Raw genomic sequence first — 26,409 nt, forward strand, 5'->3', positions numbered from 1 at the left:
GCCTCCGGCCCCCCGCTCCTCGGGACTCAGACGACGAGAGCCCTCCCCCGCTCGTCGAGCCACGTCCACAGCACCTCGGGCGGCAGCGGGCGGCTGAGGTGGTAGCCCTGGACGACGTCGCAGCCGTGGAAGGTGAGCACGTCGACCGTGGCCTGGTCCTCCGCGCCCTCGGCGACGAGCACCAGCCCGAGGGCGTGGGCCAGCTGGAGGGTCGAGGTGACGATCGCCTCGGCCCGGGGGCTCTCGGTCATGCCGGTCACGAAGGTGCGGTCCAGCTTGAGCTCGGTGACCGGCAGCGTCGCGAGGTAGGCCAGGCTGGAGTAACCGGTGCCGTAGTCGTCGATGGCGACGCCGATGCCGTCGTCCCGCAGCCGGCGGAGCACCCGCACGGCGCGGTCGCGGTCCTCCATGAGCAGGCTCTCGGTGACCTCGAGGACCAGGCACCCGGCGGACAGCTCGTACCGCGCCAGCAGGGCGCGCACCTGGTCGGGGAAGGCCTCGTCCACCAGGTTGGACGGGCTGACGTTGACCGCCATGGTGAGCAGGCGGCCGCGGTCGTACCACGACCGGCACTGGGCCAGCGCCAGGTCGATGACCTGGGCGGTCAGCTGCGCCATCAGGCCGGCTGACTCGGCGAGGTCGATGAACGCGTCGGGGTAGAGCAGGCCGCGGGTGGGGTGCTGCCAGCGGACCAGCGCCTCCACGCCGTCGACCGAGCCGGTCGCGAGCGCCAGCTTGGGCTGGTAGTGCAGCACCAGCTCGTCCTGCTCGAGGGCGCGGCGCAGCTGGGCGACGTCCTCGAGCCGGTGCCGGCCGTGCCCGTCGCGGTCCCGGTCGTACACCTCGACACCGGTGCGGGTGGACTTGGCCGCATACATGGCCAGGTCGGCCAGCTGCAGCAGCTCGACGGCGCTGCCCGACTCGTCGGGGCCGATGGCGACGCCCACGCTCACGTCGACGTGGAGGACCACGCCGCTGACGGCGAAGGGCCGCTGCAGGCGGGAGCGCAGCCGCCGGGCCATGGTCCGGGCGTCGTCGGCGGACAGGTCCCGGGTCAGGACCACGAACTCGTCACCGCCGAGGCGGGCCAGCAGGTCCTCGGCCCGGAGCTCGCCGCGCAGCCGCGGGCCCACCTGGGCCAGCAGCGCGTCGCCGACGGCGTGGCCCAGCGAGTCGTTGATCTCCTTGAACCGGTCCAGGTCGAGCACCAGGACGGCGGTGCGCTCACCGGCCGCCAGGCGGACGTCGGCCTCCGCCAGCGCCTCGAACACCGAGCGACGGTTCGGCAGCCCGGTCAGCTCGTCGGTGCGCGCCTGCCGGCGGCTGTCGGCCAGCGCCCGCACGTCGCGGAAGGTCAGGCCGGTACGGGCCAGCGCGGCCAGGACGGCGACCAGCGCCAGTACGCCGGCGACGGGGTCCCCGCTGGCGAGGTAGCCGGTGAAGAGCAGGGCGAGCGCGGCCAGGGCGCAGACGCCCGGGATGACCAGGGCGCCCCGCCCGTCCACCCGCCCGCTGCCGCCGGCCGACGTCCGCTGGGTGGCGGCCATGCCGCAGCAGACGAAGGCCAGACCCCAGGCGAGGTCCAGCGGGCCGCCGATGACGTAGGTGCCGTGGGCCAGCTGGTAGGCGTAGACGGTGTCGGTCACGACGAACAGGCCGAGGGCGGCGGTGACCCACCACCAGCCCGGCCCCGCACCGCGGCGCATCAGGGCCAGCCCGCCGGCCACGAGGCTGAGCAGCAGCAGGTCGCCGATCGGGTAGAGCATCGCGATCGCCACCACCGGAGCGCCGCCCTCGGCCGCCTGGAGCAGCGCCCCGAGGCCGGCCGCGGCCGCGACCGCGGCGGCGGTGCACCCGGTGACGGCGGAGTCGAGCCACATGCTCGCCGTGAGCCGGCCGACGCGGCTGCGGAGCAGCAGGAGGAAGGCGGCGAAGGCGAGCGGGAAGAACCCGAGGAAGGCCACGTCGGACCACCGGAGATCGGGCAGCTCCGCGAGACCCCGGTAGTGGAACTCGTAGACGGCGGCCCCCGTGAAGTAGGACAGCACCGCCGCGGCGAAGCACCACCAGGAGGCCCGGTCGGCCGACCCGGCACCACGGACGACCAGGACCAGCACGAGACCGGCGAGGAAGACGAGCTTGCCCTGGGCGGCCAGCAGGTCACCGACGGCGTCCGCGCCCAGCGCCACCGCGGTCAGCGCCACGACCCACATCCCGACCAGCGCGACGGCCAGCCGGCGGACCAGGCGCAGCGAGCGCGCGTCGTCGCACGCCTCGTCGGAGAGGTCCACGAGGACCTCCGGTTCCCCTTGCCGCATGCTCTCCCCATCGGCCGGACGCCCGGTGATCTGGAACACCCGGGGCCCGCTTCCCGCCTGCCCTCCCCCTCGCGGGGGAGGTCCGGCCCGGCAGGTTTACCGTCCACCCGTGCTGACCTGGGACGACGTCGCGCGCGCCTGCCTGGCGCTGCCGGCCACGACCGAGGCCGTGTCCGCGTCCGGACGGCGCCGCTGGCTGGTGCGCGGGCGGACGTTCGTGCGCGAGCGGCCGCTGCACCGCGTGGACCTCGACGAGCTCGGCGCGGCGGCTCCCGAGGGCCCGGTGCTGGTCGCCTACGTGCCCGACGAAGGGGCCAAGGCGGCCCTGCTGGCCACCGAGCCCGACGTCTGGTTCACCACGTCGCACTTCGACGGCCGGCCGGTGCTGATGTGCCGCCTCGAGCGCCTCGACCGGCAGGGGCTGAGGGAGCTGGTCGCCGAGGCGTGGGCCGCCCGGGCGCCACGGCGGCTCGTGGCGAGCCACCTCGGCTGAGCCGGCGCCTCGGGGCTGTCCCCCGGACCCGCCGAGGCTCTACCGTCCCCGGCATGGCGACGTGGGACGACGTGGCACGCACCTGTCTGGCGCTGCCGGACACGACCGAGGTCACCTCGCGCGGCTCCCGGCAGTGGAAGGTGGCCGACAAGCTCTTCGTGTGGGAGCGCCCCCTCGGCCGCAAGGACCTCGCCGAGCTGGGAGTGACGTCCCAGGAGTGGCCGGTCGTGGCCGCCCGCGTCCCGGACGAGGGCGCCAAGGCGGCGCTGATCGCCGAGGAGCCGGAGCTCTACTTCACGACGTCGCACTTCGACGGCTACGCCGCGGTGCTGTGCCGCCTGGACCGGCTGGACCAGGAGGACCTGACCGAGCTCGCGGCCGACGCGTGGGCCTGCCGGGCGCCGCGCCGGCTCCTGGCCCGGGGCCCGCTGCCGCCGGCCGGCTGACCCGTGTCAGGCGCGCGCCGGCAGGATCCGCTCGATGACGTCGGCCGGCATGAGCCCCGCCTTGCCGAAGCGGCGGGCCGCCTCCACGAACTGGGGCGAGCACGACTGGAGCTCGCCGAGCATCTCGCGGGCGGCGTCCTCCCGGCCGGCCAGGGCCGCGACCACCGCGCGCCACAGGAGCTGGTCGGGCTCGGTGGCGGCGTCCATCGGCCGCAGCAGTTCCAGCTCGCGGTCCGCGGTGACCGGGTCGCCGTCGATGGCCAGCTGGAACGCGCGGACGACGTCCTGGTAGCGGGCCCGGGTGGCCATGAGGCCGGCCAGCGCCTCGATCGGGTCGGTCGAGTCGTCGATCCGCAGGTCGACCACCGTGTCGTGCCAGGGGCGACCCGTGGTCGTCGCGCGGATGACCATGATCGCGGCCGACCGGCGCCCGCGGAAGTCGCCACCGGCCTCCTCCCCCGCCTGCAGCGCACTGAGCAGCCGCTCGGCCAGCTGCCCCCCGGAGCTCTCGAACCGCTCCACCATCGACTCCCACACCTGCGGGGAGTCGGCCATGTTGGCCAGGGCCACGCAGGTGTCGCCGACCAGGTGGCCGGCGGCGTCGACGCACTGGCGGCCGGTGTAGGCGGCGAGGTCGCCGTTGACCCCGAGGACGGCGACCTGCCGTCGCTCCGGCTGCGGGTCGACGCTGCTCAGCGCGGTGAGCACCTCCTGGGCGGTGAACCCGCCCCGCAGGAGGTCCAGTCCCACCGCGCCGTACATGGGCTCGGCCATCGACTGGGTGGCGATGACCCCGTGGCCGGGGAGCGCGAACGGCACGCTGTTGCCGACGGCGAAGGCCTGGGACTGGGTGGCTACGCCCAGGTCCCCGCTCACGGGGTCGCGGGCGACGATCGAGTAGGTCACGCGCGCACCGGCTCCATCGCCTGCGCCAGCAGCTCGACCGACCGCAGCCGGCCCTCCACGGACGTCGACTGGTGGGCGACGATCAGCTCGTCGGCGTCGGCGTGCTCCCGGAAGGACTCGACGTACTCGGCGAGCTGGGCCGGGGCGCCGACGGCGGTGTGCGTGAGCATCCCCTCGACGTGGTGGCCGGCGCCCTGGGCGAGCAGCTGGTCGGCCTGCTCATCGGTGAGCGACTGCCCCCGGCCGAACAGGCTGATGGCGAGGGTGCGCTTCACGCCCTGCAGCGTCTCGCGGGCGGCCGCCTCGGTGTCGGCGCCGACGACGTTCAGCCCGGCGATCACGTAGGGCCGGTCCAGCTGGTCGGAGGGCTTGAACTGGCCGCGGTAGGCCTCGACGGCCGGCTGGAGCATCTGCGGCGCGAAGTGGGAGGCGAAGGCGAAGGGCAGCCCGAGCGCGGCCGCGAGCGTGGCACCGAACATCGAGGAGCCGAGGATGTACAGCGGCACCTTGGAGCCCTTGCCGGGGATCGCGTCGACGCCGGCCACCCGCGTCTCGCCGGCCAGGTACCCCTGCAGCTCCAGGACGTCCTGCGGGAAGCGGTCGGCGGAGTCCGGGGTGCGGCGCAGCGCGTACATCGTGTTCTGGTCGCTGCCGGGCGCGCGGCCCAGGCCCAGGTCGATGCGGCCGGGGTACATCGCGTCGAGGGTGCCGAACTGCTCGGCGATGGTCAGCGGCGAGTGGTTGGGCAGCATGACCCCGCCGGCGCCCAGCCGGATGGTGCGGGTGTGCGCCCCCACGTGGGAGATGAGCACGCTGGTCGCCGAGGACGCGATGCGCGGCATGTTGTGGTGCTCGGCGTACCAGACCCGCTCGTAGCCGTGCTCCTCCGCGCGCTGGGCCAGGGCGACGCTCGCGGCGATGCTGCTGGTCGCGGTCTCCCCGCGGTTGATCGGCGCGAGGTCGAGGACGGACAACGGGATGCGCATGAGGAGGTGCCTTTCACGTCGGTTGCCCTGAGCAACCCCGGCACCGGCGCCAGGCTTCCCGGGCGGCTCAGCCGCCGACGGACAGGTCCGCGCGGTCGAGGGCGCCGGCCTCGACGAGGACCTCCAGCGCCTCCGGCAGGTCCGCCAGCGCGCGGGCGAGGTCCTCCGGGCGGCTGAGCGTCCACGCCTGGGTCTCGACGTAGCAGCGCACCGCCCGGTCGAAGTCGTCCGCGCCGACGGCGTCGCGGGCCGCCCAGAGCGCGGCGGCGCCCTTGCCGTAGACCCGGTGCTCGTAGTCGTCCTGGTCGCTGAAGTCGGCCATGCTCCCGCCCACGCTGCCCCCGCGGTCGAGGTCGTCCTCGGGGTCGTGCGGCTCGTCGGCCACGCTCTCCGCGTACGTGGCGAACGCCTCGTCCAGCCACGGATCGCGGAACTGCGAGTTGCCCACCATCCCGTAGAACCACATGTGCGCGACCTCGTGCACCACCAGGCCGAAGTCGTCGCCGCCCAGCAGGATCGACGACGAGTACTCCTCTCCGCCGCCGTCGCGCCCGTCGGAGACCAGCGCCACGGTCAGCGTCGGGTACGGGAAGGGGCCGAAGCGGCCGGCCACCAGCCGGATCGCATCGGAGGTGGCGTCGGCCAGGTCCTCGGCCGAGCTGTCCGCACCAGGGACGGCGCCCACCGTGACCGCGGTGCCGTCGACCTCGACCTCGGCGGTCTCGAACTCCCCCGCCGCCACGTGCACGTCGCGGGCGACCGGCTCGTGCGACTCCCAGACCCGGCGGCCGCTCCCCTCGTCCCGCGGCTCCTCCTGGTCGCCGGACATGAGGACGACGAGCTCTTCGGGCGCCGACACGCTGATCGTCGTGTCCGCGACCGCGTTGGCCGTCGTCTCCCCGGAGACCTCGACGAACGGGTCGCGCGCCCACCCCGCGCCGGGCTCCCAGGTCAGGAGGGGGAAGCCGCTGGCCCACCAGGTCACGTCGTCGTCGACACCGAGGCGGTCGAAGCCGGCCGGCGTCCGCTCGGAGGTCAGCCGGAGCGTGAAGTCCACCTCGACGTCGACGGTCTCCCCCGCGGGCACCGCCCGGCGCAGGTCCACCCGGTAGAGCCCGCCCGGGGTGCCCGGCTCGGCGTCGGCGTCCACGTAGCCGCCCCCGGCCACGTCGTCGCCGCGCACGGCGTCCACCCGCAGCTCGTGGCCCGCCGACTGCGGCGCGTTGGGGATCAGCCGGAACCACACCTCCTCCACCGGCATATCGGGGGTGAAGGCGACGGCCTCGGTCCCGGTGACGGTCCGCCGGTCGTCCTCCAGCCGGAAATCCAGGTCGATCACCGGCCGGCCGGGATCGGGCGCGGCGCGTTCCGTCGACGGGCACCCGGGCGCCGGGCCGGTGCTCCCGGCGTCGTCACGCCGGGAGGAGGTGCACCCGGCGAGCAGGATCAGGACGCCGGCGGCCAGCGCCGTCCGGCGTCGTCCCGTGGGGTCGGCCTGCTGCTGCATCGTTCCCGCCCGCCCAGCAGAGGTCGGCCCGGCCCGGCGCGGTCGGCGCGACCACCCCCGCTGGCGGCGAATGTAGGCAACCGGACGGAGCCCGGGAAGCGCCTGCCGCGCGCCGGCTCCGGGCGCCGGCCCTCAGCGGCTCTGCAGCGCGTCCAGGGCCACCGCCATGGCCGCGGCCACGCGGAAGTCCAGCCGCGGGTCGGGCACGGTGACGTCGTAGCGGTCGCGGATGGCCTTGCGGCGCTCGCTGACCAGCACCCGGCGCGCCGGTGGCGGTGTCGTGGAAGTCGAAGTGGAAGACGAAGGGCACCCAGACGTCGCCGAGGTAGGGGATCAGCTCCCAGATGCGGCGGACGACGGCGAGGACCGGCCGGCGTTCGCGGCCGACGGCCTCCAGGCCCGGGGCCGACAGCTCCCAGGTCGACCGCAGCAGGCTGGCGCCGAACTTCTTCGCGAAGCTGCCCAGCGGGGTGCCGTGCTCGTCCAGCACGTCGTGTCGGGCGTGCACGTCCAGCCGCTGGCGCGCCTTGAAGGAGAAGACCGCCCGGCTCCGGGACTCGTCGGAGAAGAAGACCACCTCCTCCTTGAGCTTCATGCGCTTCTGCTCGGCGAGGGCCAGCAGCGCGCCCTCGGTCCCGTCCGGGTTCACGGCCCGGATCTCGTACCGGTTGACCATCACGGTGATCCGCTGGGCGACGGAGAACCGCGGCACCACCATCGGCGCGGGAGAGGCGGGGCACGTGCTCACGTGCGGCTCCTTGCGGGTCGCCGGGCGGGCCGGAGGACGGCCGGTCGGAGGGCCATCATGGCAGCGGCACGGGCCGGTCGGATCTCCATCGGATGTTCCGGCCGCCGTCATCGGATCGACACCTCGGGTGGAGATCCTCCTGGCATGACAGCCAGCCTCTTCGTGACCGGTACGCCCGTGGTGTGGACCGGCCACGACCCGCGCGGTCCGGTGGCCTCCGGCTCGGACGTCGTGCACGCCGTCGCCCGGCCGACCGTCGACGGGCTGGACTCCTCGCTCTGCGGCGAACTGGTCGCCGCCACGTCCGGCCGGGACTGGGCCGCCGAGCCGGGCGCGACCCGCTGCGCCGAGTGCGCCCGGGTCGCCGCGCCACGGCGGACGGGTTCCCCCGGGGCCCGCTGACCCCGGTGGGCCCTCCGCCCGACGCGCCGGAAGCCCTTTCCCGCGCCCGGTGTCCGTGGTGCACTGCCCTCCTCCCGCCGCGCGGGCGGCGTCAGCGACGATGCTGGAGGCAGCGATGCCGGTCGGGTCGGACGGAGCTGCGCCAGGCACTGCCGGCGGGCACCGGAGCGGGACACCGTGACGACGACGGCGCCGCGCGGCACCGGCGCGGTGGCCCCCGGCGGGGGTGAGGGCAGCCCCGCCCCGCGCCGGGCGACGATCGCCGCCCGCCACCTGCGCACCGACCGGTGGTGGCTGCTGCCGCTGACCACCGTCGTCGTCCTGCTGTCGTTCGTCGGCTACTCGACGTTCCGCGCCTTCCAGAACGCCTACTACTTCTCCGAGCCCTACATCTCGCCGTTCTACTCGCCGTGCATCAGCACCCGGTGCGAGGGCGACACCTTCCCGGAGTTCGTCAGCGGGCCGTCGTTCATCTCCCCGGCGATCTACATCCTGGTGATCCCGCTGGGCCTGCGGGCGACCTGCTACTACTACCGCAAGGCCTACTACCGGTCCTTCTGGCTCTCGCCGCCGGCGTGCGCCGTCGGGGAGCCGCACCGGCGCTACACCGGTGAGTCCCGGCCGCCGCTGCTGCTGCAGAACCTGCACCGCTACGCGCTCTACGGCGCCCTGGTCTTCAACGTGATCCTCACCTACGACGCGGTGCTCGGGTTCCGCGACGAGACCGGCGAGTGGGGCCACATGGGGCTCGGCACGCTGGTGCTGCTGGCCAACGCGGCGCTGCTCTGGCTGTACTCGCTGTCCTGCCACTCCTGCCGGCACATCGTCGGCGGCCGGCTCAACCACTTCTCCCGGCATCCCGTCCGCTACCGGCTGTGGACGCAGGCCTCACGGCTCAACGCCTCCCACGCGCGGTTCGCCTGGCTCTCGCTGTTCAGCGTCGCGATCGCCGACGGCTACGTCTTCCTGCTGGCCACGGACACGATCAGCGATCTGAGGTTCTTCTGATGGAGCTGGAGCGGCAGGACTACGACGTCGTGGTCGTCGGGGCGGGCGGCGCGGGCCTGCGGGCGGCGATCGAGGCCCACGCGAGCGGTGCGCGCACCGCCGTCGTGTGCAAGTCACTGCTGGGCAAGGCGCACACGGTCATGGCCGAGGGCGGCATCGCCGCGGCGATGGGCAACACCTGGCCGGACGACAACTGGCGGGTGCACTTCCGCGACACCATGCGCGGCGGGAAGATGCTCAACCACTGGCGGATGGCGCAGTTGCACGCCCAGGAGGCGCCCGACCGGGTCCGCGAGCTCGAGGACTGGGGCGCGCTGTTCGACCGGACGGCCGACGGCCTGATCAGCCAGCGCGACTTCGGCGGGCACCGCTACGCGCGGCTGGCACACGTCGGCGACCGCACCGGGCTGGAGCTGATCCGCACCCTCCAGCAGCGGACCGTCGCCCTCGGCATCGACGTGTACATGGAGTGCACGGTCACCCGGCTGCTGACCGGCCCCGACGGGGTCACCGGCGCGTTCGGCTACTGGCGGGAGTCCGGGCGCTTCGTCGCCTGGCGGGCGCCGTCGGTGGTGCTGGCGACCGGCGGGATCGGCAAGTCGTACAAGGTGACGTCGAACTCGTGGGAGTACACCGGCGACGGCCACTCCCTGGCGCTGCAGGCCGGCGCGACGCTGGTGAACATGGAGTTCGTCCAGTTCCACCCGACGGGGATGGTCTGGCCGCCGTCGGTGCGCGGGATCCTGGTGACGGAGAGCGTCCGCGGCGACGGCGGGGTCCTCAAGAACTCGGCGGGCAACCGGTTCATGTTCGACTACATCCCGGACTTCTTCCGCAAGGAGACGGCGGAGACCGAGGACGAGGCCGACCGCTGGTACGAGGACAAGAAGAACAACCGGCGGCCGCCCGAGCTGCTCCCCCGCGACGAGGTGGCCCGCGCCATCAACAGCGAGGTCAAGGCCGGCCGCGGCACCCCGCACGGCGGCGTCTTCCTGGACATCGCCTCCCGCCGGTCGGCCGAGTACATCCGCAAGCGGCTGCCCTCGATGTACCACCAGTTCCGCGAGCTGGCGGAGGTCGACATCACCGCGGAGGCGATGGAGGTGGGGCCCACCTGCCACTACGTGATGGGCGGGGTGGAGGTCGACCCGGACACCGAGGCCGCCCGCGTGCCCGGGCTCTTCGCCGCCGGCGAGGTCGCCGGCGGCATGCACGGCTCCAACCGGCTGGGCGGGAACTCGCTGTCGGACCTGCTGGTGTTCGGACGGCGCGCGGGCCTCGCGGCCGCCGAGCACGCGCTGATGCGGAGCGGGCGGAGCGAGCTCCCGGACGACGCCCTGGCCGACGCGGCGCGTGCGGCGCTCGCCCCGTTCGACCGCGAGGGCGGCGAGAACCCCTACACGGTGCAGCACGACCTGCAGCAGACGATGCACGACCTGGTCGGGATCATCCGCACCGAGAAGGAGATGCTCGAGGCGCTGGAGCGCATCGGGGAGCTCAAGGAGCGGGTCGCGAACCTGTCGGTCGAGGGGCACCGGCAGTACAACCCGGGCTGGCACCTGGCGCTGGACCTGCCGCACATGCTCCTCGTCGGCGAGTGCATCGCCCGTGCCGCGCTGGAGCGGCAGGAGAGCCGCGGTGGGCACACCCGCGACGACTTCCCCGCGACCGATGCCGAGTGGGCGCGGACCAACCTGGTCTGCTCCCTCGCCGGGGACGGGTCGGTGGCGCTGACCCGGCAGCCGCTCCCGGTCATGCCGGCCGAGCTGGCCGAGATCTTCGAGGAGTCGGCATGAGCTACGACGCGACGTTCCGGGTCTGGCGCGGGGACGCCTCCGGTGGGGACCTGCAGACGTTCACGGTGGAGGTGAACGAGGGCGAGGTGGTCCTCGACGTCGTCCACCGGTTGCAGGCCACCCAGGCCGGCGACCTCGCCGTCCGGTGGAACTGCAAGGCCGGGAAGTGCGGCTCGTGCAGCGCCGAGATCAACGGCCGCCCGCTGCTGATGTGCATGACCCGGATGAGCACGTTCGGCGAGGCGGAGACGGTGACCGTGACGCCGTTGCGGACCTTCCCGGTCATCCGCGACCTGGTCACCGACGTGTCGTTCAACTACGAGCAGGCGGCACGCATCCCGGCCTTCGCCCCGCAGGCCCGCGACGCCGACGGCAACCACCGGATGCAGCAGGTGGACGTCGAGCGCTCCCAGGAGTTCCGCAAGTGCATCGAGTGCTGGCTCTGCCAGGACACCTGCCACGTCATCCGCGACCACGAGGACAACAAGGCCGCGTTCTCCGGTCCGCGCTTCCTGATCCGGCTCGCCGAGCTGGACATGCACCCGCTCGACGTCACCGACCGGCGGGACGTCGCGCAGGACGAGTTCGGTCTGGGCTACTGCAACATCACCAAGTGCTGCAGCGAGGTGTGCCCGGAAGGCATCCACCTCACCGACAACGGGATCATCCCGCTCAAGGAGCGCGTGGTGGACCGGCGGTTCGACCCGCTCACCTTCCTCGGCGCCACCATCCGCCGGCGGCGGCGCGGGGACTGAGCCGGCTCCGGCGGTCAGGGCATCCCGTCGTCGAAGAAGGTGCCGGCCGGGGGCAGCGGCGTGCGGACCACCGGGCGGACCCGGCGCGCGGCCGGGAGCCGGGTGGTGTAGCTCGCCGCGTTGGCGCGGATGTGCGCGAGGTCGTCGTCGGTGGCCCGGCGGACCACCGTGGCCGGGATGCCGGCGACCACCGATCCCGGCGGCACCTCGGTGTGCTGCGTGACCACCGCCCCGGCGGCGACGATCGAGCCGGCGCCGATGTGCGCGCCGTTCATCACGACGCTGCCCATGCCCACCAGGACGTCGTCGTCGACCCGCGCCCCGTGGAGGACGACGCGGTGCCCGACGGTCACGCCCCGGCCCACCGTCAGCGGGAAGCCCGGATCGGAGTGCAGGGTGCACCCGTCCTGCACGTTGGTGTCCGGCCCGATGACGATCGCCTCCTCGTCGGCGCGGGCGACGGCGCCGTACCAGATGCTCGCCCGGGAGCCGAGGGTGACCGCGCCGACGACCACCGCGGTGGGGGCGACGAAGGCCTCCTCGTCGATCTTCGGCGCCCCGAACTGCAGCTCCGCGATGTAGTTGACGTTCCCGGTCATCGGCAGCCTCCCGGTCGTAGGCAGCGAGTGTGGCGGGTCCGGCGGCGTTCGGGGAGTGGATCGGCCCCGCGGGATCAGCGGGGCGGCGCGGCCGTCGCCCCGGACCCGTTGACGGCGGCGTGCAGCCGGCGGGCCAGCCGCTCGAGCGGGCTCACCGGCTCGTCCGCTCCGGTCAGCGGCGGGGGCAGCAGCACCCACAGCAGCAGGTAGAGGAGGACGCCGCTGCCGCCCAGGAGCGTCAGCGCGACGAAGCCGACCCGCACGAGGACGGCGTCGACGCCGAGGTGGTCGGCAAGACCGCCGCAGACGCCGCCGGCCATCCGGTCGGTGGCGCTGCGTCGCGCTTCGGGACGGGCGGCGGGCGGTGCGGTCGGCTGCTCGGCGGGCGGGGTGGGGAACGCTGCATCGGTCATGGGGAGAGCCTGTCGAGGACGGATGCCGCGGACCATCGGGTGATGCCCGGATCCGTCCCCCATGCCGGCGTCAGGGTCCTCCCCGGCGGACGACCCACCGGCATCCCGCCCCGCGCGGACGTACCGTCGTGGGGGTGAGTGAACTCCTGGCCCCGGCCGTGCGCCTCGACGACCGCTTCGCCCGCGCGCTGCCGGAGCTGGCGCTGCCGTGGCAGGCCGAGGAGGCGCCCGAGCCGGACCTGCTGCTGCTGAACGAGCCGCTGGCCGCCGAGCTGGGCCTCGACCCGGCCGCGCTGCGCACCCCCGAGGGCGTCGGCCTGCTCGTCGGCACCGCCGTCCCCGACGGCGCGCGGCCGGTCGCGCAGGCCTACTCTGGCCACCAGTTCGGCGGCTACTCCCCCCGGCTCGGGGACGGCCGCGCCCTCCTGCTGGGCGAACTGGTGGACGGCCACGGCGCCGTGCGCGACCTGCACCTCAAGGGCTCGGGTCGCACCCCCTTCGCGCGCGGGGGCGACGGCCTGGCCGCCGTCGGCCCGATGCTGCGCGAGTACGTCGTCAGCGAGGCGATGCACGCCCTCGGCATCCCGACGACCCGCGCGCTCGCCGTCGTCGCCACCGGCCGGCAGGTCCGGCGGGAGACGCTGCTGCCGGGCGCCGTCCTGGCGCGGGTGGCGAGCAGCCACCTGCGGGTCGGCAGCTTCCAGTACGCCCGCGCCACCGACGACGTCGACCTGCTCCGCCGCCTCGCCGACCTCGCGATCGAGCGGCACCACCCGCACGCCGCCCAGGCGGAGAACCGCTACCTGGCGCTGTTCGAGGCGGTGCTCGAGGTGCAGGCGTCGCTGGTCGCGCAGTGGATGCTGGTCGGCTTCATCCACGGCGTGATGAACACCGACAACATGACGATCTCGGGCGAGACGATCGACTACGGCCCGTGCGCCTTCCTGGAGGCCTACGACCCCGACACCGTCTACAGCTCGATCGACGAGGGCGGCCGGTACCGCCTCGGCAACCAGCCGCTGGCGGCGGAGTGGAACCTCGCCCGGCTGGCCGAGGCGCTGCTCCCGCTGATCGCCGAGGACACCGACCGGGCCGTCGCGCTGGCGGTCGAGACGCTGAAGACGTTCCGGCCGCGCTACGACGCCGCCCTGGCCGACGGGATGCGGGCCAAGCTGGGGCTGCCCGCCGACGCCGACACGGCCGGACTCGTCGACGACCTGCTGGAGCTGCTGCGGGCGGGCCACGTCGACTGGACCTCCTTCTTCCGGCGGCTGGCCGACGCCGCGCGGGGCGACGCGGAGCCGGTGCGGCTGCTGTTCCTCGACCTGGCCGGGATCGACGGCTGGCTGGAGCGCTGGCGGGCGCTGGGGCCGGACGGGACGGCGATGGACCGGGTCAACCCGGTGTACATCCCGCGCAACCACCTGGTGGAGGAGGCGCTCGACGCCGCGGCCGCCGGCGACACCACCCTCGTCGAGGAGCTGCTGGCGGTGCTCGCGGCGCCGTTCGACGAGCGCCCGGACCACGAGCGGTACGCCGCACCGGCACCGCAGGACTTCGGCGCCACGTTCCGCACCTTCTGCGGCACCTGATCCCGCTGTCGGCTGGGGCCGGCGTGACCCTCGACACAGCTGGTGTCGGTGGAGCTCAGGGGGAGGCGATGATCCCTCGGAAGCGCAGCGGTGCGACCGCTGCGCCGACCCCGGGAGATATTGATCAGTCGGCGGTCGTTCCCCTGCGGCACCAGATGAGTGATGGAGGCATGTGATGGCGGGCGCGAGCACCTCGGCCGACCTGCGCCATCCCGAGCCCGTCACCGCCGGCGACAGCGGCGCACCGGCGGTGAAGCAGCACTACCGCCGGGACATCCAGGGCCTCCGCGCGGTCGCCGTCGGTCTCGTCGTCGCCGACCACGTGTTCGGGTGGCCGGCGGGCGGCTTCATCGGCGTCGACGTCTTCTTCGTGATCTCCGGCTTCCCTCATCACCGGCCTACTGGTGCGCGAGCGCGGTCGGACCGGGCGGCTCTCGTTCCGCGCCTTCTACGCCCGGCGTGCCCGCCGCCTGCTCCCGGCCGCTCTCGTGACCCTGGCCGCCACGACGGCGGTGGCGTGGTTCATCTTCCTCGCCGGCCGTTTCCGGGAGACCGTCGAGGACGTCGTCTGGGCGGGGCTGTTCGGGGCGAACCTCAACTTCGCACGGCAGGAGACCGACTACTTCGCGGCCGGCGAGCCGCCGTCGATGGTGCAGCACTTCTGGTCGCTGTCCGTGGAGGAGCAGTTCTACCTGTTCTGGCCGGCGCTGATCCTGCTCGCCTTCGCGTTCCCCGTGGCCGGCGGACGCCACCGGCGAGCCGGGCGGGCGGGCGTCGACCCCCGCACGGTGGCGCTGTGGGTGGTGCTCGGCACGGTCACGGCCGCCTCCGTCGCCTGGTCCCTGCACGCCACGGCTTCCTCCCCCGTGACCGCCTACTTCTCCACCTTCACCCGCGCCTGGGAGCTGGGGGTGGGCGCACTCCTCGCGGTGTCGGCCACCCAGCTCGACCGGCTCCCGGCGCTGCTGCGCGCCACGCTCGCCTGGATCGGGCTGGCCGTGGTCGTCTGGTCGGCGTTCGTCATCGACGGCGGGACACCGTTCCCGGGCGGTGCGGCCGCGCTGCCCGTCGTGGGAGCGGCGCTCGTGCTCGCCTTCGGTGCCACACCGGGCGGACCGGGCACCCGCTGGGCGCTGGGCAGCGCGCCCGCGGGTTTCGTCGGGGCGATCTCCTACTCGCTGTACCTCTGGCACTGGCCGGTCCTGATCACCGCCGGAGTGCTGCTGACGCCGGCCTCCCCGGTCTTCTACGCCGCGACGATCGGCGCCTCGCTGGCACTGGCGACGGTGTCGTACTACTGCGTCGAGCAGCCGGTGCTGCACACCAACTGGCTGCTCTCGCACCGACCCGTGAACCGCGCTCGTGCGCGGCCCGTCTTCCGCCGCGCGCTCGCCGTCGGCCTGGGAGCCACGGTGGTGGCGACGGCGACCGTCGTGACCGTCGTCCTCGCGCCATGGAGCGAGGGCGGGGACGCCCGGGCCGAGGCGGCGCGGGCCGTGGCCGCGACCAACCAGGACGCCGCCTCCGAGGGGCGCCCGCCGCTCACCCCGCTCCAGGAGGAGATCCAGCGGGCGACGTTCATGACGGAGTGGCCGGCCGACCTGACCCCGCGGCTGGAGGACCTGGATTCCTACGGCACCAGCGTGTGGCCGGGCAAGTGCCTGCTCGTGAACGAGGAGGGGCTCGACGACTGCACTTTCGGCGACCCGGACGCGCCGCAGGCCGCGGTCCTGCTGGGCGACTCCTACGCCGCGGCGTGGGTACCGGGGTTCCAGCAGGAGCTCGTCCCCAGGGGCTGGTCGGTCGTGGGGCTGACCGACGGGGACTGCCCGAACATCACCGCGCTGACGATTCGGGATGGCGAACCGAACACCATGTGCGCGGAGCACAGGGACTGGGCCATCGAGCACATCGTGCAGACCCGTCCGGCGCTCGTGGTGCTCAGCAACAGGTGGAAGGCGGAACTGGTCGACGCCTCCGCCGACCGCGCCACGGTGTACGGGCAGGGCCTGGCCGACATCGTCCGCCGGCTCCAGCCGTCGGGCGCGAAGATCGTCATCCTGTCCGCCCCGCCGGGGTCGGCGGACCTCCGTTCCTGCCCGACGGCCCTGAACAGCCCCGCCGACTGCGTCAACGCGCCGGCGGACACCTTCGACGCCCAGGTGGCGACCGAGCAGCGGGTGGCCGCGGAGACCGGGGTCCGCGCGATCGACCCGGAGGACTGGTTCTGCGTCGATGACCGCTGTCCGAGCGTCGTCGGCTCGACGGCGCTGTACTTCGACGGAGGTCACATCACGGGCGAGTGGGCCCGTCGCATCGCGCCGCAGGTGGTCGGGGCGGCCCTCCAGCCGTGACCGGCGGCGGGATCGGAACCGCGATCCTCCAGCGGCCCGGGGCGGCGGGATGGTTACCTTGCGGTGCACACACACGAGTACAGGGATGGTCATGCGCCGTTCGGTTCTGCCCGCGCTGCTGCTGACGGTCGCGCTGTCCGCGTGCGGCTTCAGCGACGAGGACGGGGCCGCCGAGGGATCGGCCCCGACCGCGTCGTCGAGCACCCCCGCGGACGAGTCCGCCGGCGCGACGGAGGCGGCGCGCAACGAGCGGGGCAACATCCCCGTGCAGGTCGGCGAGGAGATCGCCCTCCGTCCCTCGGCGGACCCCGACGAACCGCCGGCGGTCACGCTGAGCGTCGAGGAGATCGTCGTGGACGTCGTCTGCGACGACGACAACGAGGAGCCGCCGGAGAACGGGCACTACCTCGCGGTCCGCCTGATCGCGACGGCGACCGACCGGTACGACCCGCGGCTGGTCACCCCGATCTCGGACTACGACTTCGCCGTCATCGGGGAGGACGGCGAGACGTACAACCCCGTCAGCGAGGCCGCCCAGGTGTGCCTCGAGCAGGAGCGGTTGATCCAGAACATGCGCATCGCGCCGGGGGTCGACTACGACGGCTGGCTGGTGTTCGACGTGCCGGTCACCACCGGCGCCCTGGTCTACGCACCCGAGGGGCCCACCGGCTGGGAGTGGGCGTTCTGACGCTCCCGCGCGCGTCCTGACGCCCGGCCATCGCGGCGGCATACTCTCTGCCCGGCGCCGCGCGGCGCTCGTTCGGCGGGGACACGGGGGCGTGCCGCCGGGCGACGGGTGGTCGGAGCGTGCGCTCCGCGGGTCGACGGTCCCCGGAGACGAGGGCGACCGTGCGCAGTCCTGCTCCTCCCGGCACCGCATCCCCGGGCCGCCGGGCGTTCCTGCTGCTGGGCGCCGCCGGTCTGGCGACCGCCTGCGCCCCGTCGTCCAGGGCGCCTCGCGAGCGGGCGCCGGAGCCGACCAGTGCTCCGTCCGCTCCCCCGACGTCAGCGCCACCCGACCCGCCGGCGACGGCGCCGGCGGCTCCGACGCGGGAGGAGGTCGTCGCCCGGTACGCAGGGGTGGCGCCGACGGCGTTCGGCCTGGACGTCCTCGGTGTCGTGAACCGGCTGCCCACGCAGGAGCGCGTGGTCGCGCTGACCTTCGACGCGTGCGGGGGCGCCCGCGGCAGCGGTTACGACGCCGCGCTGATCGACACCCTCCGGACGACCGGGACCCCGGCCACGCTGTTCCTCAACCAGCGCTGGATCCTCGTGCACCCCGACCTCGCCGCCGAGCTGGCTGCCGACCCGCTGTTCGAGCTGGCCAACCACGGCACCGTCCACCTGCCGCTGTCGGTCCGCGGCGCCGCGGCGTACGGCATCACCGGGACGACCGACCCCGGTGCGGTCTTCGACGAGATCAGCGGCAACCGGCGGACGCTGACCGAGCTGACCGGCGTCGCCCCTCGCTTCTTCCGGTCCGGGACGGCGCACTACGACGACGTCGCCGTCCGGATCGCCGGTGACATCGGCGAGACGGTGGTGAACTTCGACGTCAACGGGGACGCCGGCGCGACGTTCGGCCCGCGGGAGGTGACCGCCGCGCTGGGCTCCGTGTCGGCGGGGTCGATCGTGATCGGGCACATGAACCAGCCCAGCGGGGGCACGGCCGCGGGTGTGGCCGCCGCACTCCCCCGGCTGACGGGTGACGGCTTCCGCTTCGCCCGGCTGTCGGAGCACCTGTAGGCCGTCACCGGCCACTGTTCCGGCGGGTCCCGCGCGCGAGAACGTGCTGGTCCGGGCGCATTCGGCCACGATGAGCCCGCACGGCCCGGCCGGCGCGACGGCGGTGCGGGCACCACGCCGAGCACCGACGCCGCCAGGAGAAGACCGTGACTGGTTACGTACTGCGCCGCTCGCTGATGTCACTCGCCGCTCTCACGGCCCTGCTGGCCGCGGCCGGTGCTCTGCTCCTCCTGTGGGGCGCGCCGCCCTGGCTGCCGTTCGTGCTCGCCGTCGTGGTCGTCGGCGCGCAGTGGGCGCTCGCGCCCTACCTGATCGCCTGGTTGATCCCGGCCTACGAACTCCCGCGGACGACGGGCGGGTACGACACCTTCGAGTACGACGTCAGGGGCTATCCGAGGACCCGGTTGCTCGCCGAGACGGTGGCGCGCCGCTGCCGGGAGGCCGGGGTCGAGCCGGTCCGGCTCGGCGTCGTGGACGACGGCACCCCCAACGCCTTCACCTTCGGGCACACGCGGGGCAACGCGCGCATCTACGTCACCCGCGGCCTGCTCGACCGGCTCGACGAGCGAGAGCTCGACGCGGTGGTCAGCCACGAGGTGGGCCACGTGCGGCAGAACGACGTCGTCGTCATGGCGATCGCCGCGACCGTGCCGATCGTCCTGTACTACGCCTACCTCGCGCTGCGGGACAGCCGGCAGCAGACCACCGTCGTGCCCGCCCTGGTCAGCTTCGTCGGCTACCTGCTGTCCCAGCTGGTGGTGCTGTCGCTGAGCCGGGCGCGGGAGCTGGGCGCGGACCACTACAGCTGCCGCGTGACCGGCGACGGCGACGCGCTCTGCAGCGCTCTGGTCTCCATCGGGTTCGGCATGGGCCAGGTGGACGCCGAGCGCGCGTCCCGGACCACCGCCGCGCACGCGGGCAAGGACAAGGGCCTCCAGCGCGCAGCAGCGAAGGAGGAGCGCCGGGCCTCCCGGCTGCGCGCGGCCGGGCTGCTCGGCATCGCCGACTCCCGCCAGGGCGCGACGGTGCTCGCGGCCACCGAGCGGGGTCTCGAGCCGACGGAGGTCATCGGCGCGCTGCGCTGGGACACGTGCACCCCGTGGGCCCGGTTCAGCCAGCTGTTCTCCACCCACCCCCTCGTGGTGCGGCGCATCGCGGCCCTCGAGGACAGCGGCCTGCCCGGTGCGCCGCAGCGCTGGAGCGCGCGGGACGTCGGGGCCAGCTGCTCCGGCCCTGACCTGGACCGTGCTCGCCGGCGCTTCCTCCCTGAGCTCGTCGTCCGGTACGCACCGTTCCTGGCTCTGGCCGTCGGTGTCGTCGCCTGGTCGTCCGAGGACTGGGAGCTGCTGGCACAGGCGGCCGCAGCCGGGGGGCTGGCTCTGTGCGTACGCACCGCGCTGCAGCGCCCGCTCCGTGCCGCGGAACCGACCGGGCGGATCGCCGCGCTGCTGCCCCGCCTGGATGCGAACCCCGCCAGCGGGATCCCGGTCGAGGTCCGTGGACACGTGACCGGGCGCGGAATGCCCGGCTACGTGCTCTCCCCCGACCTCGTCGTCCAGGACGAGTCGGGCTTCGTCCCCGTGCTGTACCAGCAGCCCTGGCCGTTCGCGCGCAGCATCTTCGGCCTGCTGCGCGTGCCCGACCTCCTGGAGCAGGAGGTCGTCGTGCGCGGCTGGTACCGCCGGACGCCCGCGCCCGTGCTCGAGCTCCGCGAACTGGTGCCCGCCCAGGGGCGGCGGGTGCGCGGCTTCGCCTGGGTCGCCGCCTACGTCCTGTCGCTGGTCATCGCACTGGCCGGTGGCATTACCTGGTGGTTGTTGATGCTCGCCGGCTGACGACTTCCGCTTCGTCCGGCTGTCGGAGCACCTCTGGCCCCCGACAGCGCGGTCCCGTGAGAGGTTGCCGGGATGGATCCCGCCCAGCCCCCCGCCGACGAGTACCGCGAGATCGGCGGCCGCTTCACCCGCCTGGTCGAGGGGGTGCCCGACGCCGCGACCTGGGACCGGCCGGCCCCCGTCGACGGCTGGACCGCACGCGACGTCGTCCGGCACCTGGTCGAGTGGTTCCCCGGCTTCCTGCGCGCGGGTGCGGGTGTCGAGCTGCCCACCGGGCCGCCGGTCGACGACGACCCGGTGGCCGCCTGGCGGACCTTCAGTGACGGGGTGCAGGTCCTGCTCGACGACCCCGCGTCCGCCGACCTCGTGGTCCGCAACCCGCACATCGGCGACGTCCCGCTGCCACGTGCGGTGTCGCAGTTCTTCACCGCCGACGTCTTCATGCACTCGTGGGACCTGGCCCGCGCCACCGGTCAGGACGAGACGCTGGACCCGGACCGCTGTGCGGCGATGCTCCAGGGCATGGAGCCGATGGACGAGCTCCTGCGGTCCAGCGGGCAGTACGGGCCCAAGGTGCCGGTGCCGGCGGATTCCGATGCGCAGACGAAGCTGCTGGCGTTCATCGGCCGCGACCCCCGCTGACCGCCCGGCGGGCAGGGCGCGCCCGGACCGGGTCGGACCGTCAGCCCGGCACGAGGGCCGTGACCCCTGGCCCGTCGAGGTCGGCCGGCGTCACCCGGCGCCCGGAGACGGCCAGGAGCAGGGCGAGCGCGGAGCCGCGCACCTCCGGGCCGTCGCCGAGGGAGACGTCCGCGTCCGCCGCCGTGAGCCGGACCCGGCCCACCAGCTCCTTGGCTCCACCGAAGGACGCCGGGGTGCGCGCCTGCAGGCGGAGCGAGCGGACGACCGCCTCCTGCGGGTAGGAGCGCACGAGGCCCAGCGGCCGCCGGATGTCCTCGCCGTGGACGACCTCCTCGACGAGCCGGCTGTCGAGGGGCGCGGGAGGGGTCGACCTCCGGGACGCCACCTGCCGGAGCCGGTCGAGCGTCTCCTGGGGCGACGCACCGCGGTGGCGCGCCACGCCGCGGGCGTTCTGGCGGTGGAAGTCGAAGCCCGCGCGGGCGAGGCCGACCACGAAGCCGAGCCGCGTCGTCCGCGCGGTGTCGACGAGATGGGCGACGACGTCGTGCACGGTCCAGCCCGCGCACAGGGACTGCTCCTCCCACCGCGCCTCGTCGAGGGTCTCGAGGTCGTCGATCAGCGCCGCCCGTTCCGCGTGCACCATCGACCAGACATCCGCCACGCGCGTCTCCCGTCGTCCGTCAGGCGTCTCGCAGAAGACCCTCGCCGCGACGAGAACTGATCGGCGCCGCTCGCACGCCGCTGCGGCGGACCGGAGCGCCGCCGAGGGGTACGGCAGTCGCGGCGGCCGCTGGGGTGGAGTCAGCGCGGTCGGACGACCAGCAGGGCGACGTCGTCGTCGGCGGGCCCGGTGACCACACGGCGGAGGACCTCGTCGCAGATCTCGTCGGCGGAGCGGCCGGCGAGACCGGAGAGGACGGCGGACAGCCGCTGCAGCCCCTCGTCGATACCGGTGCGGTGGTGCTCGAGCAGACCGTCGGTGTAGAGCACCACGGTGTCCCCGGGGGCGAGCTCCAGCACGTGGTCGGTGCGCCGGGTCGGGACGTCGAGTCCCAGGAGGCGCTCGGAGGGGCGCTCCAGCACCTCCACGCCGCCGTGTGCCCGCAGCAGCAGCGGGGGCGGATGACCGGCCGAGGACCAGCACAGTGTCCACCGCCCGGCGGCGGCCGAGGGGGATCGCTCGAGGGAGGCGACCAGCACGGTGGCCAGGGTGTCGAAGCCCAGCCCCCGCAGCGCCCGCTCGGTGCGCTGCAGCGTGGCCGCCGGACCATCGCCGTGGTCGTAGGCGAGGGCCCGCACGGTGCTGCGCAGCTCCGACATGGCCGCCGTCGCGTCGACGGAGTGCCCGGCGACGTCGCCGACGACCACCAGCATCGCGCCGTCGGGCTGGAGGAAGGCGTCGTAGAAGTCGCCACCCACGAGCGTGTGCCGGCTCGCGGGCCGGTACCGGACGGCGACGTCGAGGGCGTCGGTGTGCGGGGGCGGGGTCAGCAGGCTCCGCTGCAACGTCTCGGCGACCTTCAGCTGGCGGCCGTAGAGCAGGGCGTTGTCCAGCGCCAGGGCACCGCGGCGAGCGACCTCCACGGCCGTGTCCACCTCGGCGGGGGTCAGCGGAGGCCGATCACCGGCGTTGACGAGCGACAGCGCACCGATGGTCTCGCCGTGCACGGTCAGCGGCAGGAGCACGACGGACGTCGCGGCCAGCCGCTTCCAGGCGGCCCTGACCGGCTCGCCGGGCGACGGATCGCGGAGCTCGGGGTCCACCCGGGTCAGCTGCACCGGCTGACCGGAGAGCAGCGCCGTCATCAACGCCGGGCGGTCCCTCGCGCCCCCCAGGCGCCCGGCGAGGTAGGTGTCGAGGTCCTCGAGCCGGTCGGGGTCACGATGCGCGCGCGCCGTCCGCGGCTCGCCGCCGTCGTCGCTGAGCACGGTGACCGTCGCCCAGTCGGCCAGCCGCGGAACCATCAGCCGGGCCAGCCGGTCGGCCGTCTCCCCCGTGTCGAGACTCGCGAACATCGCGTCGCTGACCTCGGCGAGGAACGCCAGCCGACCACTGTTGTCGGGCGGCAGCTCCTCAGGACCGGTCGAGTCGGGAGAGCCCGTGGCTGCGTCGGTCACGTTCCCTCCGTCCCGTCCACGCTCCGGAGTGTCCGGCGAGCAGGCACCCTACGGCGACGAGTTGGACGGAATCCACAACTCGCTGGTGTCCGCACGCGGGCGTGATCAGGACGTCGGTCTTACGGTGGCTGGCCATCGACCAGCCCACATGCCTCCCCATGCTTCGCGACAGACGTCGCCGTGGCGGGCGTAGAAGGCTCTGGACGTGAGGCACCGGCGGGCGACACCATCGACTCGTAGCGGAGTACAAGGCTCCAGAGGTCCAGGCCCCTGGTGAGCCAGTTGGTCGAGCTGGGGCGGGGAGAGCTGGCGCCGTCCGCCGACTATCTCCTCTCCACGTGAACCACTCCGGCTGAGGAGCGAGGAGGAGATGGCCATGCTTCTCGGGTCCTCCATCCGAGATGCCGGGAGTCCTCGATGACCACCGCGGTCGCCGAGCACTGGGCCAGCGGGGATGTCTACGGTCGGATCGTCACCGCGCTCCAGGCTGCGGGGAAGTCACTCGACGCGCTGACCATCGAGGACCTCGCGCCGGTCGACCACTTCCACGCTCGCGGCTTACCGGCCACGATCGAGCTGGGTGACTCCCTTCCAGCGAGGGCCGGGGACCACGTGCTCGACGTCGGTTGCGGGCTCGGGGGGCCGGCTCGCTACTTCGCCCGGCGCTTCGGTTGCCGGGTCAGCGGCATCGACGTGACTGGACCGTTCATCGACGCCGGCCGGCGGCTGACGGAGTTGCTCGGGATGGGGGCAGTGGTCGACCTGCGACAGGGGGACGGTCAGGCCCTGCCGTACGGTGACGGAACGTTCGACGGCGGCTACGCCCAGCACGTCACGATGAACGTGCCGGACCGGCCCTCCTTCTTCGGTGAGGCCTGGCGGGTGATCCGACCTGGTGGATTCTTCGCGATCACCGAACACGGCCGAGGAGACGCGGGTCCGACACACCACCCGGTGCCCTGGTCGGAGGACGGCCGGGGGGAGTTCCTCGTGACGCCCGAGGAGACCGTAGAACTCCTCGGCGCAGCGGGTTTCGTCGACATCGACGTCACCGACACCGGCCAGGACGACCTGCACAGATACCGGGCGACCCTGGCACTGGCGGAACGTGGCGAACTGCCGGCCCTCGGCCTGCATGTGCTCATAGGGCCTGGGGCTGCTGAGAAGTGGCGCAACTCGGCCCGCAACATCGAGGAGGGCCGCACGCATCCGGTGAGGGTGATCTGCCGCAAGCCAGGATGAGGCTTGCTCGCCGGCCTGGACGTCGAGTACCTCAGCTGACCAGCGGGTTCAGGCTGGGTCAGACGTTGAAGCGGAACTCCACGACGTCGCCGTCGTGCATGACGTAGTCCTTGCCCTCCATGCGCACCCAGCCCCGGGACTTGGCCTCGGCCATGGAACCGGCCTCGACCAGCTGGTCGAAGGAGACGATCTCGGCCTTGATGAACCCGCGCTGGAAGTCGGTGTGGATGACCCCGGCGGCCTGCGGGGCGGTCGCGCCGACCGGGATGGTCCAGGCGCGCGACTCCTTGGGGCCGGCGGTCAGGTAGGTCTGCAGGCCGAGGGTGCGGAAGCCGACCTTCGCGAGCTGGTCCAGGCCCGGCTCGCTCTGCCCGATCGACTCGAGCAGCTCCGCGGCCTCCTCGTCGGGCAGCTCGATCAGCTCGGACTCGGTCTGCGCGTCCAGGAAGATCGCCTCGGCCGGGGCGACCAGCGCGCGCAGCTCGTCGAGCATCGCGGTGTTGGCCAGCTCGTCGGCGTCGACGTTGAAGACGTACAGGAACGGCTTGGTCGTGAGCAGGCTCAGCTCGCGCAGCGGCTCCGGGTCGACGCCGGCGGAGAACAGGGTGCGGCCCTCGTCGAGGATCTTCTGCGCGTCCTGGGCGGCGGACAGCAGCGCGGCGCGCTCCTTGTCCTTCTTCGCCTCCTTCTCCAGCCGCGGGATCGCCTTCTCCAGCGTCTGCATGTCGGCCAGCACCAGCTCGGTGTTGATCGTCTCGATGTCGTCGGCCGGGCTGACCTTGCCTTCGACGTGCACGACGTCGGGGTCGGTGAACACGCGGATGACCTGGCAGATCGCGTCGCTCTCGCGGATGTTGGCGAGGAACTTGTTGCCGAGGCCCGCGCCCTCGCTGGCGCCGCGCACGATGCCGGCGATGTCCACGAAGGACACGGTCGCCGGGATGATCTTCTGGCTGCCGAAGATCTCGGCGAGCTTCTCCAGCCGCGGGTCGGGCACGCCCACGACGCCGACGTTGGGCTCGATGGTCGCGAACGGGTAGTTCGCCGCCAGGACGTCGTTCTTGGTCAGGGCGTTGAAGAGGGTCGACTTGCCGACGTTGGGCAGACCGACGATCCCGATGGTGAGGCTCACGGACGTCGAGGTTACGTGCCGCCGGTCCCTCGCCGGTCCGCGCGCACCCACCCCGGACGGGTGACGTCCGCTCCAGTTCCGCGCCCGGGCCGCCGACGACTGATGCGGACCAGTCGAAGGGACGCGCCATGGGGAAGACCCGCACCGACGCCGAGGAGCAGATCGCCGAGCTGCTCCGCACGGCGAAGAAGTCGCTGCGCCTGTCCGTGGCCTTCCTGTCCCGGCTCGACGGCACCACCCAACACCTGGAGGTCGTGGAGTCCTCGGTGCCCTTCCTGTTCCAGGAGGGCTACCAGCAGGTGCAAGAGGTGACCCTCTGCCAGGCGGTCCTCGACAAGAAGCTGCCCGCGGTGATCCCGAACCTCAAGGACTTCCCGGAGGCGATGAAGCTGCCCGCGGCGCGCATGCCGCGCCTGCGCAGCTACGTCTCCGTGCCGGTCACCCTCTCCGACGGGACCCTCTACGGGACGTTCTGCGCGGCCGGCCTCACCTCGGACAAGGACCTCACCAAGCGGGACAAGGCGCTGATGGACGTCCTCGCCTCGGCCGCCTCGGTGATCATCGAGCCGCAGGTCAAGGAGACCGAGCGGCGCTCCGGCATCGGGCACCGCCTGGACCCGGTCGTGGCCGGCGGCGGCCCGCTGGTCGCCCTCCAGCCGATCGTCGACCTCAGGACCGGCCTCCGCATCGGCTCCGAGGCCCTCAGCCGCTTCCCCGCCGAGTGGGAGCGGACCCCCGACGTCGTCTTCGCCGAGGCGCACAGCGTGGGCCGCGGCGACGAGCTCGAGCTCCTGGCCCTGCGCCGTGCGGCCGAGCACCTCGAGCACGCGGAGGGCTACGTCGCCATGAACGTCTCCCCCGGCACGCTGCTCACCCCGGCATGCACTGAGCTGCTCTCCGAGCTGCCCGTCGAGCGCGTGCTGCTGGAGCTCTCCGAGCACGACCCCGTCGACGACTACGACGCGCTCGCCGCCGTCCTCGACCCGTTCCGCGCGGCCGGTCTGCGCCTGGCAATCGACGACGTCGGCGCCGGCTTCTCCTCGCTGCGCCACATCGTCGTCACCTCGCCCGACGTGATCAAGATCGACCGCAGCCTGGTCACCGGCGTCCACGTCGACCCGGTCCGGACCATCCTGATCCGCTCGCTGGTCGACTTCGCCCGCGGCCTGGGCGCCCGCGTCGTGGCCGAGGGCGTCGAGACCGCCGCGGAGGCCGCCGTCCTCCGCGACCTCGCCGTCGACCACGGGCAGGGCTGGTACTTCGGCCGGCCGGCCGTGCCGGAGCCGGTCAGCACCCCCGCTCCGGAGCCCGTGCTCGCCATCCCGGCGCCCCGCCCGCACCCGGCCGTCGCCCGCCGCGGCTGACCCGACC

General features: G+C 73.6%; 24 protein-coding genes. 14 read left to right on the forward strand and 10 right to left on the reverse strand.

The annotated features are described in order from the left end of the window. Positions 1-26: 26 nt before the first annotated feature. The gene (locus DQ239_RS12655; protein WP_113834762.1) at positions 27-2,291 is read right to left on the reverse strand and encodes an EAL domain-containing protein; all 2,265 of its coding nucleotides are present in this window, start codon (positions 2,289-2,291) and stop codon (positions 27-29) included. A gap of 136 nt (positions 2,292-2,427) precedes the next feature. Between DQ239_RS12655 and DQ239_RS12660 the strand changes: the two genes are divergently transcribed. Together DQ239_RS12660 and DQ239_RS12665 are read left to right on the forward strand one after the other, a co-directional pair. Continuing rightward, the gene (locus tag DQ239_RS12660) at positions 2,428-2,811 is read left to right on the forward strand and encodes an MmcQ/YjbR family DNA-binding protein (protein ID WP_113834763.1); all 384 of its coding nucleotides are present in this window, start codon (positions 2,428-2,430) and stop codon (positions 2,809-2,811) included. Between the two features lie 53 nt (positions 2,812-2,864). Further along, a complete protein-coding gene (locus DQ239_RS12665) occupies positions 2,865-3,257 on the forward strand; it encodes an MmcQ/YjbR family DNA-binding protein (RefSeq protein ID WP_113834764.1) in 393 nt (130 codons plus the stop codon). Between the two features lie 6 nt (positions 3,258-3,263). On the opposite strand, the gene DQ239_RS12670 is transcribed toward DQ239_RS12665, so the two are convergent. The 4 genes from DQ239_RS12670 to DQ239_RS12685 all read right to left on the reverse strand — a co-directional run bounded on the left by DQ239_RS12670 (position 3,264) and on the right by DQ239_RS12685 (position 7,404). Next, positions 3,264-4,163 carry a DUF1028 domain-containing protein gene (locus tag DQ239_RS12670; RefSeq protein WP_113834765.1) on the reverse strand — a complete coding sequence of 300 codons (900 nt, stop codon included), beginning with the start codon at positions 4,161-4,163 and terminating at the stop codon, positions 3,264-3,266. Further along, positions 4,160-5,149: an LLM class flavin-dependent oxidoreductase gene (locus DQ239_RS12675; protein ID WP_113834766.1), complete on the reverse strand. Its 990-nt coding sequence runs from the start codon at positions 5,147-5,149 to the stop codon at positions 4,160-4,162. Before DQ239_RS12675 ends, DQ239_RS12670 begins: the two co-directional genes overlap by 4 nt. A gap of 67 nt (positions 5,150-5,216) precedes the next feature. Further along, on the reverse strand, positions 5,217-6,656 hold the full coding sequence (locus DQ239_RS12680; protein WP_113834767.1) for a M1 family aminopeptidase: 1,440 nt from the start codon (positions 6,654-6,656) through the stop codon (positions 5,217-5,219). Further along, entirely contained in the window at positions 6,562-7,404 is an 843-nt protein-coding gene (locus DQ239_RS12685) for a hypothetical protein (RefSeq protein ID WP_233489146.1), read from the reverse strand. Before DQ239_RS12685 ends, DQ239_RS12680 begins: the two co-directional genes overlap by 95 nt. A 144-nt stretch (positions 7,405-7,548) precedes the next feature. Here DQ239_RS12685 and DQ239_RS12690 point away from each other — a divergent pair, with 144 nt between their 5' ends. From DQ239_RS12690 to DQ239_RS12705, 4 genes are all read left to right on the forward strand, one after another. Further along, entirely contained in the window at positions 7,549-7,806 is a 258-nt protein-coding gene (locus DQ239_RS12690; RefSeq protein ID WP_113834768.1) for a hypothetical protein, read from the forward strand. Between the two features lie 177 nt (positions 7,807-7,983). Next, positions 7,984-8,814, forward strand: a complete 831-nt coding sequence (locus DQ239_RS12695; RefSeq protein WP_113834769.1) for a hypothetical protein — start codon at positions 7,984-7,986, stop codon at positions 8,812-8,814. Beyond that, positions 8,814-10,610, forward strand: coding sequence for a fumarate reductase/succinate dehydrogenase flavoprotein subunit (locus DQ239_RS12700; RefSeq protein ID WP_199582956.1), 1,797 nt, complete (start codon positions 8,814-8,816; stop codon positions 10,608-10,610). The genes DQ239_RS12695 and DQ239_RS12700 overlap by 1 nt, the downstream gene beginning before the upstream one ends. Further along, positions 10,607-11,365: a succinate dehydrogenase/fumarate reductase iron-sulfur subunit gene (locus DQ239_RS12705; protein ID WP_113834770.1), complete on the forward strand. Its 759-nt coding sequence runs from the start codon at positions 10,607-10,609 to the stop codon at positions 11,363-11,365. The genes DQ239_RS12700 and DQ239_RS12705 overlap by 4 nt, the downstream gene beginning before the upstream one ends. A 14-nt stretch (positions 11,366-11,379) precedes the next feature. Here the strand turns inward: DQ239_RS12705 and DQ239_RS12710 are convergent, their stop codons facing one another. Then, positions 11,380-11,964, reverse strand: coding sequence for a gamma carbonic anhydrase family protein (locus DQ239_RS12710; RefSeq protein ID WP_113834771.1), 585 nt, complete (start codon positions 11,962-11,964; stop codon positions 11,380-11,382). A 74-nt stretch (positions 11,965-12,038) separates the two neighbouring features. Then, positions 12,039-12,377 carry a PspC domain-containing protein gene (locus tag DQ239_RS12715; RefSeq protein ID WP_113834772.1) on the reverse strand — a complete coding sequence of 113 codons (339 nt, stop codon included), beginning with the start codon at positions 12,375-12,377 and terminating at the stop codon, positions 12,039-12,041. A 134-nt stretch (positions 12,378-12,511) separates the two neighbouring features. Between DQ239_RS12715 and DQ239_RS12720 the strand changes: the two genes are divergently transcribed. The 6 genes from DQ239_RS12720 (at position 12,512) to DQ239_RS12745 (ending at position 20,546) form a co-directional block, all read left to right on the forward strand. After that, complete coding sequence (locus tag DQ239_RS12720; RefSeq protein WP_113834840.1) at positions 12,512-13,969, forward strand: protein adenylyltransferase SelO; 1,458 nt, start codon at positions 12,512-12,514, stop codon at positions 13,967-13,969. Between the two features lie 401 nt (positions 13,970-14,370). Beyond that, complete coding sequence (locus tag DQ239_RS12725; RefSeq protein WP_255411232.1) at positions 14,371-16,323, forward strand: acyltransferase family protein; 1,953 nt, start codon at positions 14,371-14,373, stop codon at positions 16,321-16,323. Positions 16,324-16,414: 91 nt separating this feature from the next. Beyond that, on the forward strand, positions 16,415-17,011 hold the full coding sequence (locus DQ239_RS12730; RefSeq protein WP_147252115.1) for a DUF4352 domain-containing protein: 597 nt from the start codon (positions 16,415-16,417) through the stop codon (positions 17,009-17,011). Positions 17,012-17,172: 161 nt separating this feature from the next. After that, entirely contained in the window at positions 17,173-18,069 is an 897-nt protein-coding gene (locus tag DQ239_RS12735) for a polysaccharide deacetylase family protein (RefSeq protein ID WP_113834775.1), read from the forward strand. A 146-nt stretch (positions 18,070-18,215) separates the two neighbouring features. Then, positions 18,216-19,904, forward strand: coding sequence for a M48 family metalloprotease (locus DQ239_RS12740; RefSeq protein ID WP_113834776.1), 1,689 nt, complete (start codon positions 18,216-18,218; stop codon positions 19,902-19,904). A gap of 72 nt (positions 19,905-19,976) precedes the next feature. After that, the gene (locus tag DQ239_RS12745; RefSeq protein ID WP_113834777.1) at positions 19,977-20,546 is read left to right on the forward strand and encodes a TIGR03086 family metal-binding protein; all 570 of its coding nucleotides are present in this window, start codon (positions 19,977-19,979) and stop codon (positions 20,544-20,546) included. Between the two features lie 40 nt (positions 20,547-20,586). On the opposite strand, the gene DQ239_RS12750 is transcribed toward DQ239_RS12745, so the two are convergent. Both DQ239_RS12750 and DQ239_RS12755 read right to left on the reverse strand, forming a co-directional pair. After that, on the reverse strand, positions 20,587-21,207 hold the full coding sequence (locus tag DQ239_RS12750) for a maleylpyruvate isomerase family mycothiol-dependent enzyme (protein ID WP_113834778.1): 621 nt from the start codon (positions 21,205-21,207) through the stop codon (positions 20,587-20,589). 140 nt (positions 21,208-21,347) lie between these two features. Continuing rightward, positions 21,348-22,664, reverse strand: coding sequence for a GAF domain-containing SpoIIE family protein phosphatase (locus DQ239_RS12755; protein ID WP_233489147.1), 1,317 nt, complete (start codon positions 22,662-22,664; stop codon positions 21,348-21,350). A gap of 417 nt (positions 22,665-23,081) precedes the next feature. On the opposite strand from DQ239_RS12755, the gene DQ239_RS12760 reads away from it, so the two are divergent. Continuing rightward, positions 23,082-23,906, forward strand: coding sequence for a class I SAM-dependent methyltransferase (locus tag DQ239_RS12760; RefSeq protein ID WP_113834779.1), 825 nt, complete (start codon positions 23,082-23,084; stop codon positions 23,904-23,906). A gap of 58 nt (positions 23,907-23,964) precedes the next feature. Here DQ239_RS12760 and ychF read toward each other — a convergent pair whose 3' ends face one another. Then, positions 23,965-25,038: a redox-regulated ATPase YchF gene (ychF, locus tag DQ239_RS12765; protein ID WP_113834780.1), complete on the reverse strand. Its 1,074-nt coding sequence runs from the start codon at positions 25,036-25,038 to the stop codon at positions 23,965-23,967. Between the two features lie 128 nt (positions 25,039-25,166). Here ychF and DQ239_RS12770 point away from each other — a divergent pair, with 128 nt between their 5' ends. After that, positions 25,167-26,402, forward strand: a complete 1,236-nt coding sequence (locus DQ239_RS12770; RefSeq protein WP_113834781.1) for an EAL domain-containing protein — start codon at positions 25,167-25,169, stop codon at positions 26,400-26,402. Positions 26,403-26,409 lie beyond the last annotated feature (7 nt).

The organism is Blastococcus sp. TF02-09 (assembly GCF_003319105.1).
Lineage (GTDB): Bacteria > Actinomycetota > Actinomycetes > Mycobacteriales > Geodermatophilaceae > Blastococcus.